We start from the raw sequence: 13,749 nt of genomic DNA, 5'->3' as shown, positions 1-13,749 counted from the left end.
GGAAGGATTGTCCCAAGCGGACGCCTCCGGCCAAAACCGATTTAGGAACCGGCTCCGGGCTCCGCCTGCGGCGCGACGGGCTGTCCCGGGAGGGTCCGCATCCGCCGGGCCGCCCGGTTCCGCTCGGCCAGCAGGTCGTCCGGCGGGTAGCCGACCTCCTCCAGCGTCAGTCCGTACGGCCGGATCACGTTGACGGCGGAGTTGCGCACCCCGCCGGCCAGCACCTCGCCCGGGAACTCCACCGGCCGGTGCCCGTCGCCGACCAGCAGCATCGCGCCGACCAGCGCCCGGACCATGTTGTGGCAGAAGGCGTCGGCCCGCACGGTGGCGACCGCGAGCGAGCCCTCCTGGGCCGCGTACGGGTCCACCGGGACGCGGTCCCAGTGCAGCTCCAGCAGGGTGCGGATGGTCGTCGCGCCCTCGCGCTTCTTGCAGTACGCGGCGAAGTCGTGCTCGCCGAGCAGCAGTTCGGCGGCGGCGTTCATCCGGTCGAGGTCCAGCGGGCGGTCGTGCCAGAGCACGTGGCCGCGAAGCAGCGGGTCCACCCCGCCGGGGTGGTCGGCGACCCGGTACGCGTACCGGCGCCAGACCGCCGAGAAGCGGGCGTCGAAGCCGGCCGGTGCCTCGCCGACCCGGTAGATCCGGACGTCCCCGGGGAGCCGGCCGGCCAGCCGCCGCAGCAGCTTCTCCCGGTGCGCCTCCCACAGCTCGGCCGGCAGGTCGACGTGCGCGACCTGGCCGCGGGCGTGCACCCCGGCGTCGGTGCGGCCGGCCACCGTCAGCGGGAACAGTCGGGGGCTGCGGGTGACGATCTGCAGCGCGGTCTCGATCTCCTCCTGGACCGTCCGGCGACCGCCCTTCTGGCGGGCCCAGCCGGAGAACTCGGCGCCCTGGTAGGCGAGGTCGAGCCGGACCCGGACGTACCCGTCCGCCGGGCCGTCCTTCACCGGCGGCTGCTCGGCGCAATCGTTGACCACGTGTTTCTCTTCTCCCGGGGACCTCGAAGAACAAGGAACGGGCCCGCTCCCCCATCGCTGGGAGAACGGGCCCGCAACACACCTAGAGGTGTCAGGCCTGCTCGGCGGCCTCGGCCTCGTCGGCCTTGCTGCCCTCGTCGGCCTTGGCGACGGCGGCGGCCTCATCGGCCTCCTTGACGGCGCGCTTGGTGGCGGCCTCGGCCTCGCCGACGGCGGTCTGCGCGACGGTCAGCGCCTCGACCAGCTCGATCACGGCCATCGGGGCGTTGTCGCCACGACGGGGACCGATCTTGGTGATACGGGTGTAGCCACCCGGGCGGTTCTCGTAGCGCGGCGCGATCTCGGTGAAGAGGGTGTGCAGCACGGCGATGTCGGTGATCGTCTTGCGAACCAGACGACGGTTGTGGATGTCGCCCTTCTTCGCCTTGGTGATCAGCTTCTCCGCCAGCGGGCGCATCCGACGGGCCTTGGCCTCGGTCGTGGTGATGCGGCCGTACTGGAACAGCTCCCGGCACAGACCGGCGAGCAGCAGCGGCTCGTGGTGCGGGCCGCCGCCGAGGCGGGCACCCTTGGTGGGACGCGGCATGGAATTACTCCTCGAATCTCCGACTGCGGCCGTACCAGGTACCGCAGCGGGCGTACGGGCACTGTGCCCGCACGACTTTCACGACGACGGAGGCGGTTCCGGGGAACCGCCCCCGCGGTCAAGTCTTTCAGTACTGCTCGGTCTCCGCGTAACCCGCGTCGTCCAGGTCGTCGGCGCCGAAGGCGTCGGCGGCGGCGGTCGGGTCGAACCCGGGCGGGCTGTCCTTGAGGGCCAGGCCCATGCCGGCCAGCTTCGCCTTGACCTCGTCGATCGACTTCGCACCGAAGTTGCGGATGTCGAGCAGGTCGGCCTCGGAGCGGGCGACGAGCTCACCCACGGTGTGGATGCCCTCGCGCTTGAGGCAGTTGTAGGAGCGGACCGTGAGCTCCAGCTCCTCGATCGGCAGCGCCAGGTCGGCGGCCAGGGCGGCGTCCGTCGGGGACGGGCCCATGTCGATGCCCTCGGCGTCGATGTTCAGCTCGCGGGCGAGGCCGAACAGCTCCACCAGGGTCTTGCCGGCCGAGGCCATGGCGTCGCGCGGACGCATGGCGGGCTTGGTCTCGACGTCGACGATCAGCTTGTCGAAGTCGGTCCGCTGCTCGACACGGGTGGCCTCGACCTTGTAGGTGACCTTCAGCACGGGGCTGTAGATCGAGTCGACCGGGATGCGGCCGATCTCCTGGCCGGAGGCCTTGTTCTGGACGGCGGAGACGTAGCCGCGACCGCGCTCGACGGTCAGCTCCATCTCCAGCTTGCCCTTGCCGTTGAGGGTGGCGAGGACCAGCTCGGGGTTGTGCACCTCGACACCCGCCGGCGGGGCGATGTCGGCGGCGGTGACCACACCCGGGCCCTGCTTGCGCAGGTACATCACGACCGGCTCGTCGTGCTCCGAGGAGACGACCAGCTGCTTGATGTTGAGGATGAGGTCGGTCACGTCCTCCTTGACGCCCGGCACGGTGGTGAACTCGTGCAGGACGCCGTCGATGCGGATGCTGGTGACAGCGGCACCCGGGATCGACGACAGGAGCGTGCGGCGCAGGGAGTTGCCGAGGGTGTAGCCGAAGCCCGGCTCCAGCGGCTCGATCACGAACCGCGAGCGGAACTCGTCGACGACCTCTTCGGTCAGCGAGGGACGCTGAGCGATAAGCATGGGGGATGTTCCTCCAGTTGTCTTCGGCACCCACTATTTGATGCCGACGGGACCAAGCGTACGGGCTCCCGCGGGAAGCGACGAATCACTACGTGGGAGCCCGTACGAGGTTTCAAGCAGTACTACCGAGAGCCCGAAGGCGCTGCGTCAGACGCGGCGACGCTTCGGCGGACGGCAGCCGTTGTGCGGGGTGGGGGTGACGTCCTGGATCGAGCCGACCTCCAGGCCGGTGGCCTGGAGCGAACGGATCGCGGTCTCGCGGCCGGAGCCCGGACCCTTCACGAAGACGTCGACCTTGCGCATGCCGTGCTCCTGCGCGCGACGGGCAGCGGCCTCGGCGGCCATCTGCGCGGCGAACGGGGTGGACTTGCGCGAGCCCTTGAAGCCGACGTGGCCGGCGGAGGCCCAGGAGATCACGTTGCCCGCGGGGTCGGTGATCGAAACGATGGTGTTGTTGAACGTGCTCTTGATGTGCGCGTGGCCGTGAGCGACGTTCTTCTTTTCCTTGCGGCGGATCTTCTTCGCGCCGGCAGCCTGACGACCCTTGGGGGGCATAAGTCTGTTCTCCTACTGAGGTGGTCGGTCCGCTGACCCGCGGGCCGGAGGGATGTCCGGTTACGGGACGGACTACTTCTTGCCCGGCTTCTTCTTGCCGGCGATCGCGCGACGCGGGCCCTTGCGGGTACGCGCGTTGGTGTGGGTGCGCTGGCCGCGGACCGGCAGGCCCCGGCGGTGACGCAGACCCTCGTAGCAGCCGATCTCGACCTTGCGGCGGATGTCGGCGGCCACCTCACGGCGGAGGTCACCCTCGACCGTGTAGTTGGCGTCGATGTACTGGCTCAGCTTGACCAGGTCGTCCTCGGAGATGTCGCGAACGCGGACATCCGGGTTGACGCCGGTCTCGGCGAGGGTCTGCTGGGCGCGGGTACGGCCGATGCCGTACACGTAGGTGAGGGCGATCTCGATCCGCTTCTCACGGGGGAGATCAACGCCGGCGAGGCGTGCCATTCAAGGCTCCTGTGCTTTTTCAGAGGTCTTGCGTGCTACCTACTCCGACACCTCACGGTGAGGGAGCCCCGGCCTCTGACCGGGGGTGGCAGTCCGCCCCGGAAGGGGGACGGATCGGGCAGCCCGCTTATGACGTTTTCGCGTCGCGCGAAGTACTACGAGAAATGCTGGGGAGAGATCAGCCCTGGCGCTGCTTGTGGCGCAGGTTGTCGCAGATCACCATGACCCGGCCGTGACGGCGGATCACCTTGCACTTGTCGCAGATCTTCTTGACGCTCGGCTTGACCTTCATGTTTCAGGTTCTCCGGGTCTAGATCTGACGTTCTTACTTGTAGCGGTAGACGATCCGGCCGCGCGTGAGGTCGTAGGGGCTGAGCTCCACGACGACCCGGTCGTCCGGCAGGATGCGGATGTAGTGCATGCGCATCTTGCCACTGATGTGCGCGAGGACCTTGTGACCGTTCTGCAGCTCGACCTTGAACATCGCGTTCGGCAGAGACTCGATCACGGTGCCCTCGATCTCAATGGCGCCTTGCTTCTTAGCCATGAACTGCGAGATCCACCTTCCGGGACCGGCTACCGTATGCGGAACGCTCGTGCGAACCTGGGTTCACCCCTCCCCCGGAGGGAAGAGGGCGCGCTGAAGCACGCTACGAGTGAGCCGACGGTCCATCCTACGCCAGCGCGTCCGGTGGACCAAAACGGGGGCCCCGGACAGCGGTACCCGTCACACCGGCCGGCTCAGAACCCGGTGGTGACCGTCAGCGGCTCCACGTGCGCGGTGCAGGCCGAGCAGCGGCGGGCGGCCTCGGGGATCTCGGTGAGGCACTCGGGGCAGGGGCGCTTCGGGGTCTTCGGCTTCTTCGGCAGGTAGCGCGCGGTCGCCTTGGTGATCGGCAGCACCACGCAGAAGTAGAGCACCGCGGCGGTCATGAAGAAGGCGATCAGGACGTTGAGGAACTGGCCGTACGGGAAGGTGACCCCGGCCACCGTCGCCTTGTACGAGCTGAAGTCGCCGGCCGCGCCGACCACCACACCGACCAGCGGGGTGAGGAAGGCGGACACGAAGCCGGTCACCACCGCGGTGAACGCGGCACCGATGACCACACCGACCGCCATGTCGACGACGTTGCCGCGCATCATGAAGTCGCGGAATCCCTTGAGCACGTGTTCTCTCCTGCTCGCTCGTTCGGCCAGTGCCCACCACTGCCAGCCGATAAAAATAGGACAAAAGCCCTGGAGGTCCAAACCTCCAGGGCTCTGATCCCTTGTCACCGGTGGCGGCCGGGTGCCGCCGGGACTACGCGAGCGGGTCCGGAGCTGCGGTGATGCCCAGCTTCGCCAGTTCGGCCTTGCCGCCGTCGAAGGCGGTCAGGACCAGCGGGCCCTGCTCGGTCACGGCCACCGAGTGCTCCCAGTGCGAGGCCCAGGTGCCGTCGTTGGTGACGACCGTCCACTCGTCGTCCAGGACGGTGGTGTGCGGGGTGCCCAGCGAGACCATCGGCTCGATCGCCAGCACGGTGCCGGGGACCAGCTTGGGGCCCTTGCCGCGGCCGCGCTCGACGTAGTTCAGCACGTGCGGCTCCATGTGCATCGCGGTGCCGATGCCGTGGCCGCCGTAGCCCTCGGTGATGCCCCACTTGCCCTTCGGCGGCAGCGGCTGGCGGCGGATGAAGCCCTCGATCGCCTTGGAGACGTCGACCAGGCGGTTGTTCTTCTTCATCTGGGCGATGCCGGCCCACATCGAGCCCTCGGTGACCCGGCTCAGCATCTCGACCTCGGGGCGGACCTCGCCGACCGCCACGCTGATCGCCGAGTCGCCGTGCCAGCCGTCCAGGATGGCGCCGCAGTCGATCGAGATGAGGTCGCCCTCCTGCAGCACCCGGTCGCCCGGGATGCCGTGCACGACCTCGTTGTTCACCGAGGCGCAGATCACGCCCGGGAACCACAGGCCGCCGTGATGGGCGCGGAAGTTCGAGGTGGCACCGTGGTCGGTGATGACCTTGTCCGCGATGTCGTTGAGCTCCTGGGTGGTCACCCCCGGAGCGACCGCCTCGCGGCAGGCCTTGAGGGCCTCGGCGACGACCAGCCCGGCCGCTCGCATCTTCGCGATCTGCTCGGGGGTCTTGATCTCCACCATCTGGTCACGCCTTCCAAGTCCGGATTACCACTGCCTACCACCGTACGACGCCGAAACGGCCGGGCCACCCGCTGGGCGGGCGACCCGGCCGTACCGTCGTACGTTCGCCGAGAGACTCAGCTGTCCTGCTTCAGCGCCTCGATCGCGCGGGCGGTGACCTCGTCGACCTTGCCGAGGGCCGGGATGGTCACCAGGAGACCCTGCTCCTTGTAGTACCCGATGATCGGCTCGGTCTCCGTGTGGTAGACCTCCAGGCGCGTGCGCACCTTGTCCTCGGTGTCGTCCGAGCGCTGGTACAGCTCGCCGCCGCACTCGTCGCAGACGCCCTCGGCCTTCGGCGGGTTGTAGTCCACGTGGAAGACGTGGCCACCGTCGTTGCGGCACAGGCGGCGACCGGCGATCCGGCGGACGACCTCGTCCTCGGGCACCTCCAGGTCCAGCACGCCGTCCAGCGCGATGCCCTGCTCGGCGAGGAACTCGTCCAGCGCCTTGGCCTGGCCCAGGTTGCGGGGGAAGCCGTCGAGCAGGAAGCCGTTGACGGCGTCCTCCTGGAGCATGCGGTCCTTGGCCATCCCGATGGTGACCTCGTCCGGGACCAGACGGCCCGCGTCCATGTAGCTCTTGGCCTCGAGCCCCAGCGGGGTGCCCTGACCGATGTTGGCGCGGAAGAGGTCGCCGGTGGAGATGTGGGGAATGGACAGGGTCTTGGCGAGCAGGTGCGCCTGAGTACCCTTCCCGGCCCCGGGAGGACCAACGAGGACGATACGCATCAGCGGAGGAACCCTTCGTAATTGCGCTGCTGGAGCTGGCTCTCGATCTGCTTCACAGTTTCGAGTCCGACGCCGACGACGATGAGAACGCTGGTGCCGCCGAACGGGAAGTTGGTCTGCTGTCCGAAGGCGACCAGGGCGATCATCGGGATCAACGCGATCAGGCCCAGGTAGAGCGAACCCGGCCACGTGATACGGGTCAGCACGTAGTTCAGGTACTCGGCCGTCGGACGGCCGGCCCGGATACCCGGGATGAACCCACCATACTTCTTCATATTGTCGGCAACTTCTTCGGGGTTGAAGGAGATGGCGACGTAGAAGAACGCGAAGAAGACGATCAACATGAAGTAGGTGGCCATGTAGATCGGGTGGTCACCCTTGACGAAGTTCGTCCGGATCCACGTGGCCCAGCCCGCCTGGCTGTTGGTCAGCTGGACCACCAGGGCGGGGATGTAGAGCAGCGACGAGGCGAAGATGACCGGGATGACACCGGCCTGGTTCACCTTGAGCGGGATGTACGTCGACGTACCGCCGAACGCCCGGCGACCGATCATCCGCTTCGCGTACTGGACCGGGATCCGGCGCTGGGCCTGCTCGACGAAGATGACGAGCGCCACGACGACGATGCCGACCGCGACCACGGACAGGAACTCGACCCAGCCGCCACCGATGGTGCCGGACTGCTTGATCGCCCACATCGAGGTCGGGAACTGGGCCGCGATCGAGGTGAAGATCAGCAGCGACATGCCGTTGCCGATGCCGCGGTCGGTGATCAGCTCGCCCAGCCACATGATCACGCTGGTGCCGGCCGTCATCGTCACCACCATGACCGCGATCCGGAACACGCTGGTGTCCGGGACGATCTGGTTGGCCACGGGGCAGCCGGAGAACAGCGCGCCGCTCGACGCCGTCGCGATGATGCCGGTGCCCTGGAGCACGGCGAGCGCGATGGTCAGGTAGCGGGTGTACTGGGTGATCTTCGCCTGGCCGGCCTGGCCCTCCTTCTTCAGCATCTCCAGTCGCGGAATCACGACGGTGAGGAGCTGGAGGATGATGCTCGCCGTGATGTACGGCATGATCCCGAGGGCGAAGATCGTCAGCTGGAGAAGTGCGCCACCGCTGAAGAGATTGACAAGCCCGAAGAGGCCGCTCTTCTCGGTCGCCTTCACGCAGGTGTTGACCGCAGTGAAGTCGACCCCTGGCATCGGAATGTGCGAGCCCAGCCGGAACAGCACCATGATGCCCAGCGTGAACAGCAGCTTCTTGCGCAGGTCGGGCGTCTGGAACGCCCGCGCGAACGCACTGAGCACGGTGCCTCCTGCGCCTCCCGCGCGTCGTCGGCGGGAGGGTCGGTCCTGAATGGGGAGTTTGCGGTACGGGCTCCCGTACAGACGGCACAGGCGAGCCTACGCGCAGCCTACAAGGGAACTCCACGGACTCTAACAGTGCGCGGCCACTCCGAAGAAGCGCGTACGGCCCGTCCCCCACTCACGGGGTACGGGATGCCCGGGTTTGCCACACAAAAGAACGAGGGCCTTTACGGGGCCGGACCGCCGGCCGCCCCGGATTTCCCGGGTTTCCCGGCGGAGGCCGAAATCGGGCCACCGGGTCCGGAACGGACCGGAAAAGGCACGAGCCCCGCACCTCCCGGAGGAGGTACGGGGCTCGATGGCGGTATTCAGCGGGCTCAGACGAGCTCGGTGACCGTGCCGCCGGCGGCCTTGATCTTCTCGGCGGCGGAGCCGGAGACGGCGTCGACCGTCACCTGCAGCGCGACCGAGACCTCGCCGGTGCCGAGCACCTTGACGAGGGAGTTCTTGCGAACCGCGCCCTTCGCGACCAGGTCCTCGACCGTGACCTCGCCACCCTGCGGGTAGAGCTCGGCCAGCTTGTCGAGGTTGACGACCTGGAACGTGATCTTGAACGGGTTCTTGAAGCCCTTCAGCTTCGGCAGGCGCATGTGGAGCGGCATCTGGCCACCCTCGAAGCGCTGCGGAACCTGGTAGCGGGCCTTGGTGCCCTTGGTACCACGACCGGCGGTCTTACCCTTGGAACCCTCACCACGACCCACACGGATCTTGTCGGTCTTGGCACCCGGGGCGGGACGCAGGTTGTGGATCTTGATCGGGTTGTCGCCCATGATCAGTCCACCTCCTCAACCGTCACCAGGTGACGGACCGTGTGGGCCATCCCGCGGATCTCGGGACGGTCCTCCTTCACCACGACGTCGTGCATGCGCTTGAGACCAAGCGAACGCAGGGTGTCACGGTGGTTCTGCTTGCTGCCGATGTACGACTTGGTCTGCGTGATCTTCAGGCGAGCCATCAGGCGCTCACCCCAGCAGCACGCGCCCGCAGCAGAGCGGCGGGGGCCACGTCCTCCAGCGGCAGGCCACGACGGGCGGCGATCTCCTCGGGGCGCACGAGGCCCTTCAGAGCAGCCACGGTGGCGTGCACGATGTTGATCGCGTTGTCCGAGCCGAGCGACTTCGACAGGATGTCGTGGATGCCGGCGCACTCCAGGACGGCGCGCACCGGACCACCGGCGATAACACCGGTACCGGGGGCGGCGGGCTTCAGCAGCACGACGCCGGCGGCCTTCTCACCCTGGATCGGGTGCGGGATGGTGCCCTGGATACGGGGGACCTTGAAGAAGTTCTTCTTGGCCTCCTCAACACCCTTGGCGATGGCGGCCGGAACCTCCTTCGCCTTCCCGTAACCGACACCCACGGTGCCGTCACCATCGCCCACCACGACCAGCGCGGTGAAGGAGAAGCGACGACCACCCTTGACAACCTTGGCGACACGGTTGATCGCGACGACGCGCTCGACGTAAGCGGTCTTCTCGACGGCGGGGGCGTTACCCCGGTCGTCACGCTTACGGTCACGCCGCTCGCCACCGGTGCCGCCGCCGGCGCCGCTACCGCGGCGCTGGGGTCCAGCCATTGGAATTACCTCTCTCGATTACGTCCGCCGACAGAGTCGACGAGCGGCTTAGAAGTCGAGCCCGGCCTCGCGAGCCGCGTCCGCCAGGGCGGCGATGCGGCCGGCGTACCGGTTGCCCGCGCGGTCGAAGACGACCGACTCGATGCCGGCGGCCTTGGCGCGCTCGGCGACCAGGCTCCCGACCTTCTTGGCCAGCTCGGTCTTGTCGCCCTCGGCGCCCTTGATGGACACGTCGAGGGTGGACGCCGACGCCAGGGTGTGACCCTTGGCGTCGTCGATGACCTGGGCGACCATGTGACGGTTCGAACGCGTCACGACGAGACGCGGACGCACCTCGGTGCCGACGACGCGCTTGCGAACGCGGATCGCGCGGCGCTTGCGAGCGGCGCTCTTGTAGGCGTTGCCCTTGCCGATCTTGACAGAGACGCTCATCGCTTACTTACCACTCTTTCCGACCTTGCGGCGGATGACCTCGCCCGCGTACTTGACGCCCTTGGCCTTGTACGGGTCGGGCTTGCGCAGCTTGCGGATCTTCGCGGCGACCTCGCCGACCTTCTGCTTGTCGATGCCGTCCACGTGGAACTTGGTGGGCGACTCGACGACGAAGGAGATGCCCTCCGGCGCGGGGACCAGGATCGGGTGGCTGTAGCCGAGCTGGAACTCCATGTCGGAGCCCTTCGCAGCGACTCGGTAACCAACACCGCTGATCTCCAGCGACTTGCGGTAGCCCGCGGTCACGCCGGTGATCATGTTCGCCACCAGCGTGCGGGTCAGGCCGTGCAGGGCCTTCGACTGACGCTCGTCGTTGGGGCGGGTGACAGCCAGAGTGCCGTCCTCGCCCTTGCCGATCTCGATCGGCGCGGCGACGACGTGGGTGAGGGAGCCCTTCGGGCCCTTCACCGAGACCGTCTGGCCATCGATGGTGACGTCCACGCCAGCGGGGACCTGGATGGGCAGCCGTCCAATGCGCGACATTGCTGTACCTCCGTTTCCCGAATTACCAGACGTAGGCGAGAACTTCTCCGCCTACGCCCTTCTTGGCGGCCTGCTTGTCGGTCAGGAGGCCGGAGGACGTGGAGATGATCGCCACGCCCAGGCCGCCGAGCACCTTCGGCAGGTTGGTGGACTTTGCGTAAACGCGCAGACCCGGCTTGCTGATGCGCTTGATGCCGGCGATGGAGCGCTCACGGTTGGGGCCGAACTTGAGCTCGATGGTCAGCTTCTTGCCGACCTCGCCCTCGGTGGGCTCCTCAACCTTGTAGGAGGAGATGTACCCCTCCTGCTGCAGGATCTCGGCGACGTGCGCCTTGATCTTGCTGGCCGGCATCGCCACGGAGTCGTGGTACGCCGAGTTCGCGTTACGCAGACGCGTGAGCATGTCTGCGATGGGGTCGGTCATGGTCATGATGGCCTCAGGCCTCTCTCGCCGTGGTTTCTCCGCGCCAGGTCCCCCTGCCGCACTCTCGCGAGTTCGTCAGGGGCACAAACGCAGGGGACCTGCGACGTAGTAAGACTGGGTGCGAGCCCTCCCGTAAGAGGGCCACGGGCATCCATGGGGAAGCCGCGGCAGGGGGCCCGACCCCACTACCTTACGGGAATCCGTACGGCAGGCCCAAAACGGGCCGGTGTGGGATCGGGCACCTCTGCGTCGCTGTGTGCCGGAGTTCCGGGTCTTTCCCTGGGAGGGGAAGGACTACCAGGAGCTCTTGGTCACGCCCGGCAGCTCGCCGCGGTGCGCCATCTCACGGAGGCAGACACGGCACAGGCCGAACTTGCGGTACACCGAGTGCGGACGGCCGCAGCGCTGGCACCGGGTGTAGGCCCGGACGCCGAACTTCGGCTTGCGCTCGGACTTCGCGATGAGGGACTTCTTCGCCATTGGCTCACGCCTCCTTGAACGGGAAGCCCAGAGCGCGCAGGAGCGCCCGGCCCTCGTCGTCGGTCTGAGCGGTGGTCACGACGGTGATGTCCATACCGCGCTGACGGTCGACCTTGTCCTGGTCGATCTCGTGGAACATAACCTGCTCGGTCAGACCGAAGGTGTAGTTGCCACGGCCGTCGAACTGCTTCGGGGAAAGGCCGCGGAAGTCGCGGATTCGCGGCAGGGCCAGCGAAACCAGACGGTCCAGGAACTCCCACATGCGGTCACCACGGAGGGTGACGTGCGTGCCGATCGGCTGGCCCTCGCGCAGCTTGAACTGCGCGATGGACTTGCGGGCCTTGGTCACGGCCGGCTTCTGACCGGTGATCGCGGTCAGGTCGCGGATCGCGCCCTCGATCAGCTTGCTGTCACGGGCAGCCTCGCCGACACCCATGTTGACCACGACCTTGACCAGGCCGGGGATCAGCATGACGTTCTCGTACTTGAACTGCTCGTGCAGCTGGCCCTTGATCTCGGAGTTGTAACGCTCCTTGAGGCGGGGGGCCACCTTCTCAACAGTCGTCTCAGACATCAGATGTCCTCACCGGTTCGCTTGGCAACGCGGATCTTGTTGCCCTCGTCGTCGAAGCGGTAGCCAACGCGGGTGACGACCTTCTTGCCGTCCTTCTCCACGACCAGCTGGACGTTGGAGACGTGAACCGGGGCCTCGACGGTGACGATGCCACCCTGGGTGCCCGGACCCGGCTTGGTGTGCTTCTTGACCCGGTTCACACCCTCGACCAGGACCTTGTTCTCAGCCGGCAGGGCCTGGATGACCTTGCCCTGCTTGCCCTTGTCCTTGCCGGTGATGACCTGAACCAGGTCACCCTTCTTGATCTTCATGCTGTTCGCCATGGGTTAGAGCACCTCCGGCGCCAGCGAGATGATCTTCATGAACTTCTTGTCGCGCAGCTCGCGGCCCACCGGGCCGAAGATGCGGGTGCCACGGGGGTCACCCTCGGTGTTCTTCAGCACGACAGCAGCGTTCTCGTCGAAACGGATGTACGAGCCATCCGGACGACGACGCTCCTTGACGGTGCGGACGACGACGCACTTGACGACGTCACCCTTCTTCACCGAGCCACCGGGGATCGCGTCCTTGACGGTCGCGACGATGACGTCCCCGATTCCGGCGTAGCGGCGACCGGAGCCACCGAGAACACGGATGCAAAGGATCTCCTTGGCACCAGTGTTGTCGGCAACACGCAGTCGCGACTCCTGCTGGATCACAGCTTTCTCCTGATCGTCAACGAGAGTCGACGGGCCGGCCGCTGCTCACACCGGCGTCCTGAACGGACCCGGTGCACATACGGCCGTACCTCATCGGCTTCGTTACTTGGCCTTCTCGAGGATCTCGACGACGCGCCAGCGCTTCGTCGCGGACAGCGGGCGGGTCTCCGCGAGGAGGACCCGGTCGCCCACGCCGCACGCGTTCTGCTCGTCGTGCGCCTTCAGCTTGTTCGTACGGCGGATGACCTTGCCGTACAGAGCGTGCTTGACGCGGTCCTCGACGGCGACGACGACGGTCTTGTCCATCTTGTCGCTGACGACGAGACCCTCACGGGTCTTGCGGAAACCGCGCGTCTCGTTGGTGTTCTCAGTCATCAGGCGTTCTCCACCGTCTCGATGCCCAGCTCGCGCTCGCGCATCAGGGTGTAGATCCGCGCGATGTCCTTGCGGACGAGCTTGAGCCGTCCGTGGTTGTCGAGCTGCCCGGTCGCCGCCTGGAAGCGGAGGTTGAACAGCTCCTCCTTGGCCTCGCGAAGCTTGGCAACGAGACCCTCGTTGTCCAGCGAGCGAAGCTCAGCAGCCTTGGTAGCGGCCGACATCAGCTCTCACCGTCCTCGCGCCGGACGATCCGGCACTTCATCGGCAGCTTGTGCGCGGCGCGGGTGAGCGCCTCGCGAGCAACCTTCTCGTTCGGGTACGACAGCTCGAACATGACCCGACCCGGGTGCACGTTCGCGATCCACCACTCCGGCGAACCCTTACCGGAACCCATGCGGGTCTCGGCCGGCTTCTTGGTGAGCGGGCGGTCCGGGTAGATGTTGATCCAGACCTTGCCGCCACGGCGGATGTGACGGGTGATCGCGATACGAGCGGACTCGATCTGACGGTTCGTCACGTAGGCCGGGGTGACGGCCTGGATGCCGAACTGGCCGAACGCCAGCTCGGTGCCACCCTTGGCAGCGCCACGGCGCTTCGGGTGGTGCTGCTTGCGGTGCTTGACCCGACGGGGGATCAGCATTGGG

General features: G+C 67.2%; 24 protein-coding genes. All 24 read right to left on the bottom strand.

Features of this window, described 5'->3' with window-relative positions; genetic code table 11:
• Window positions 1-41: 41 nt before the first annotated feature.
• The gene (gene truA, locus AB0Q99_RS10705) at window positions 42-977 is read right to left on the bottom strand and encodes a tRNA pseudouridine(38-40) synthase TruA (protein WP_363570177.1); all 936 of its coding nucleotides are present in this window, start codon (window positions 975-977) and stop codon (window positions 42-44) included.
• 91 nt (window positions 978-1,068) lie between these two features.
• Window positions 1,069-1,563, bottom strand: a complete 495-nt coding sequence (gene rplQ, locus AB0Q99_RS10700; protein ID WP_363570175.1) for a 50S ribosomal protein L17 — start codon at window positions 1,561-1,563, stop codon at window positions 1,069-1,071.
• A gap of 127 nt (window positions 1,564-1,690) precedes the next feature.
• Window positions 1,691-2,713, bottom strand: a complete 1,023-nt coding sequence (locus AB0Q99_RS10695) for a DNA-directed RNA polymerase subunit alpha (protein WP_030055844.1) — start codon at window positions 2,711-2,713, stop codon at window positions 1,691-1,693.
• A gap of 147 nt (window positions 2,714-2,860) precedes the next feature.
• The gene (gene rpsK, locus AB0Q99_RS10690; protein ID WP_030232513.1) at window positions 2,861-3,268 is read right to left on the bottom strand and encodes a 30S ribosomal protein S11; all 408 of its coding nucleotides are present in this window, start codon (window positions 3,266-3,268) and stop codon (window positions 2,861-2,863) included.
• A gap of 72 nt (window positions 3,269-3,340) precedes the next feature.
• Window positions 3,341-3,721 (bottom strand): 30S ribosomal protein S13, encoded by a 381-nt coding sequence (rpsM, locus tag AB0Q99_RS10685; protein ID WP_188306769.1) that lies wholly within the window; start codon window positions 3,719-3,721, stop codon window positions 3,341-3,343.
• A 178-nt stretch (window positions 3,722-3,899) separates the two neighbouring features.
• Window positions 3,900-4,013 (bottom strand): 50S ribosomal protein L36, encoded by a 114-nt coding sequence (gene rpmJ / locus AB0Q99_RS10680; protein ID WP_003956441.1) that lies wholly within the window; start codon window positions 4,011-4,013, stop codon window positions 3,900-3,902.
• Between the two features lie 33 nt (window positions 4,014-4,046).
• Window positions 4,047-4,268, bottom strand: coding sequence for a translation initiation factor IF-1 (gene infA / locus AB0Q99_RS10675; RefSeq protein WP_003956442.1), 222 nt, complete (start codon window positions 4,266-4,268; stop codon window positions 4,047-4,049).
• Between the two features lie 194 nt (window positions 4,269-4,462).
• The gene (mscL, locus tag AB0Q99_RS10670) at window positions 4,463-4,888 is read right to left on the bottom strand and encodes a large conductance mechanosensitive channel protein MscL (protein WP_363570444.1); all 426 of its coding nucleotides are present in this window, start codon (window positions 4,886-4,888) and stop codon (window positions 4,463-4,465) included.
• A 133-nt stretch (window positions 4,889-5,021) separates the two neighbouring features.
• Entirely contained in the window at window positions 5,022-5,861 is an 840-nt protein-coding gene (map, locus tag AB0Q99_RS10665; protein WP_363570172.1) for a type I methionyl aminopeptidase, read from the bottom strand.
• Window positions 5,862-5,977: 116 nt separating this feature from the next.
• Window positions 5,978-6,631 (bottom strand): adenylate kinase, encoded by a 654-nt coding sequence (locus AB0Q99_RS10660; RefSeq protein WP_363570170.1) that lies wholly within the window; start codon window positions 6,629-6,631, stop codon window positions 5,978-5,980.
• Entirely contained in the window at window positions 6,631-7,941 is a 1,311-nt protein-coding gene (secY, locus tag AB0Q99_RS10655) for a preprotein translocase subunit SecY (protein WP_363570168.1), read from the bottom strand. The genes AB0Q99_RS10660 and secY overlap by 1 nt, the downstream gene beginning before the upstream one ends.
• Window positions 7,942-8,318: 377 nt before the next feature.
• The gene (gene rplO / locus AB0Q99_RS10650; protein ID WP_094742972.1) at window positions 8,319-8,774 is read right to left on the bottom strand and encodes a 50S ribosomal protein L15; all 456 of its coding nucleotides are present in this window, start codon (window positions 8,772-8,774) and stop codon (window positions 8,319-8,321) included.
• Complete coding sequence (rpmD, locus tag AB0Q99_RS10645; protein ID WP_030055835.1) at window positions 8,774-8,956, bottom strand: 50S ribosomal protein L30; 183 nt, start codon at window positions 8,954-8,956, stop codon at window positions 8,774-8,776. The genes rplO and rpmD overlap by 1 nt, the downstream gene beginning before the upstream one ends.
• Window positions 8,956-9,576 carry a 30S ribosomal protein S5 gene (gene rpsE, locus AB0Q99_RS10640; RefSeq protein ID WP_030393306.1) on the bottom strand — a complete coding sequence of 207 codons (621 nt, stop codon included), beginning with the start codon at window positions 9,574-9,576 and terminating at the stop codon, window positions 8,956-8,958. The genes rpmD and rpsE overlap by 1 nt, the downstream gene beginning before the upstream one ends.
• A 48-nt stretch (window positions 9,577-9,624) precedes the next feature.
• Complete coding sequence (gene rplR, locus AB0Q99_RS10635) at window positions 9,625-10,008, bottom strand: 50S ribosomal protein L18 (protein WP_030280785.1); 384 nt, start codon at window positions 10,006-10,008, stop codon at window positions 9,625-9,627.
• A 3-nt stretch (window positions 10,009-10,011) separates the two neighbouring features.
• Window positions 10,012-10,551: a 50S ribosomal protein L6 gene (gene rplF, locus AB0Q99_RS10630; RefSeq protein WP_363570166.1), complete on the bottom strand. Its 540-nt coding sequence runs from the start codon at window positions 10,549-10,551 to the stop codon at window positions 10,012-10,014.
• Between the two features lie 22 nt (window positions 10,552-10,573).
• Window positions 10,574-10,981, bottom strand: coding sequence for a 30S ribosomal protein S8 (gene rpsH, locus AB0Q99_RS10625; RefSeq protein WP_033213994.1), 408 nt, complete (start codon window positions 10,979-10,981; stop codon window positions 10,574-10,576).
• A gap of 288 nt (window positions 10,982-11,269) precedes the next feature.
• Window positions 11,270-11,455, bottom strand: coding sequence for a type Z 30S ribosomal protein S14 (locus tag AB0Q99_RS10620; RefSeq protein WP_030055830.1), 186 nt, complete (start codon window positions 11,453-11,455; stop codon window positions 11,270-11,272).
• Window positions 11,456-11,459: 4 nt separating this feature from the next.
• Complete coding sequence (rplE, locus tag AB0Q99_RS10615) at window positions 11,460-12,029, bottom strand: 50S ribosomal protein L5 (RefSeq protein WP_363570164.1); 570 nt, start codon at window positions 12,027-12,029, stop codon at window positions 11,460-11,462.
• Window positions 12,029-12,340, bottom strand: coding sequence for a 50S ribosomal protein L24 (gene rplX, locus AB0Q99_RS10610; RefSeq protein WP_100892787.1), 312 nt, complete (start codon window positions 12,338-12,340; stop codon window positions 12,029-12,031). Before rplX ends, rplE begins: the two co-directional genes overlap by 1 nt.
• A gap of 15 nt (window positions 12,341-12,355) precedes the next feature.
• Window positions 12,356-12,727: a 50S ribosomal protein L14 gene (gene rplN / locus AB0Q99_RS10605; RefSeq protein WP_030232481.1), complete on the bottom strand. Its 372-nt coding sequence runs from the start codon at window positions 12,725-12,727 to the stop codon at window positions 12,356-12,358.
• Window positions 12,728-12,829: 102 nt separating this feature from the next.
• The gene (gene rpsQ, locus AB0Q99_RS10600; protein ID WP_030280777.1) at window positions 12,830-13,102 is read right to left on the bottom strand and encodes a 30S ribosomal protein S17; all 273 of its coding nucleotides are present in this window, start codon (window positions 13,100-13,102) and stop codon (window positions 12,830-12,832) included.
• Window positions 13,102-13,326 (bottom strand): 50S ribosomal protein L29, encoded by a 225-nt coding sequence (gene rpmC, locus AB0Q99_RS10595; protein WP_030232478.1) that lies wholly within the window; start codon window positions 13,324-13,326, stop codon window positions 13,102-13,104. Before rpmC ends, rpsQ begins: the two co-directional genes overlap by 1 nt.
• On the bottom strand, window positions 13,326-13,745 hold the full coding sequence (gene rplP, locus AB0Q99_RS10590; RefSeq protein WP_030232476.1) for a 50S ribosomal protein L16: 420 nt from the start codon (window positions 13,743-13,745) through the stop codon (window positions 13,326-13,328). Before rplP ends, rpmC begins: the two co-directional genes overlap by 1 nt.
• Window positions 13,746-13,749: the final 4 nt, after the last annotated feature.

The sequence above is a fragment of the Kitasatospora sp. NPDC086791 genome (assembly GCF_040685975.1).
GTDB lineage: Bacteria > Actinomycetota > Actinomycetes > Streptomycetales > Streptomycetaceae > Kitasatospora.
Note: the sequence above shows the minus strand (reverse complement) of the source record. Positions and strands in the feature narration are given on the sequence as shown.

Bases quoted from the DNA above. Each gene is read 5' to 3' on its own strand.
- rplQ (WP_363570175.1), bottom strand. From the start codon at position 1,563: ATGCCGCGTCCCACCAAGGGTGCCCGCCTCGGCGGCGGCCCGCACCAC.
- AB0Q99_RS10695 (WP_030055844.1), bottom strand. From the start codon at position 2,713: ATGCTTATCGCTCAGCGTCCCTCGCTGACCGAAGAGGTCGTCGACGAG.
- rpsK (WP_030232513.1), bottom strand. From the start codon at position 3,268: ATGCCCCCCAAGGGTCGTCAGGCTGCCGGCGCGAAGAAGATCCGCCGC.
- rpsM (WP_188306769.1), bottom strand. From the start codon at position 3,721: ATGGCACGCCTCGCCGGCGTTGATCTCCCCCGTGAGAAGCGGATCGAG.
- rpmJ (WP_003956441.1), bottom strand. From the start codon at position 4,013: ATGAAGGTCAAGCCGAGCGTCAAGAAGATCTGCGACAAGTGCAAGGTG.
- infA (WP_003956442.1), bottom strand. From the start codon at position 4,268: ATGGCTAAGAAGCAAGGCGCCATTGAGATCGAGGGCACCGTGATCGAG.
- map (WP_363570172.1), bottom strand. From the start codon at position 5,861: ATGGTGGAGATCAAGACCCCCGAGCAGATCGCGAAGATGCGAGCGGCC.
- AB0Q99_RS10660 (WP_363570170.1), bottom strand. From the start codon at position 6,631: ATGCGTATCGTCCTCGTTGGTCCTCCCGGGGCCGGGAAGGGTACTCAG.
- rpmD (WP_030055835.1), bottom strand. From the start codon at position 8,956: ATGGCTCGCCTGAAGATCACGCAGACCAAGTCGTACATCGGCAGCAAG.
- rpsE (WP_030393306.1), bottom strand. From the start codon at position 9,576: ATGGCTGGACCCCAGCGCCGCGGTAGCGGCGCCGGCGGCGGCACCGGT.
- rplR (WP_030280785.1), bottom strand. From the start codon at position 10,008: ATGAGCGTCTCTGTCAAGATCGGCAAGGGCAACGCCTACAAGAGCGCC.
- rplF (WP_363570166.1), bottom strand. From the start codon at position 10,551: ATGTCGCGCATTGGACGGCTGCCCATCCAGGTCCCCGCTGGCGTGGAC.
- rpsH (WP_033213994.1), bottom strand. From the start codon at position 10,981: ATGACCATGACCGACCCCATCGCAGACATGCTCACGCGTCTGCGTAAC.
- AB0Q99_RS10620 (WP_030055830.1), bottom strand. From the start codon at position 11,455: ATGGCGAAGAAGTCCCTCATCGCGAAGTCCGAGCGCAAGCCGAAGTTC.
- rplE (WP_363570164.1), bottom strand. From the start codon at position 12,029: ATGTCTGAGACGACTGTTGAGAAGGTGGCCCCCCGCCTCAAGGAGCGT.
- rplX (WP_100892787.1), bottom strand. From the start codon at position 12,340: ATGAAGATCAAGAAGGGTGACCTGGTTCAGGTCATCACCGGCAAGGAC.
- rpsQ (WP_030280777.1), bottom strand. From the start codon at position 13,102: ATGACTGAGAACACCAACGAGACGCGCGGTTTCCGCAAGACCCGTGAG.
- rpmC (WP_030232478.1), bottom strand. From the start codon at position 13,326: ATGTCGGCCGCTACCAAGGCTGCTGAGCTTCGCTCGCTGGACAACGAG.
- rplP (WP_030232476.1), bottom strand. From the start codon at position 13,745: ATGCTGATCCCCCGTCGGGTCAAGCACCGCAAGCAGCACCACCCGAAG.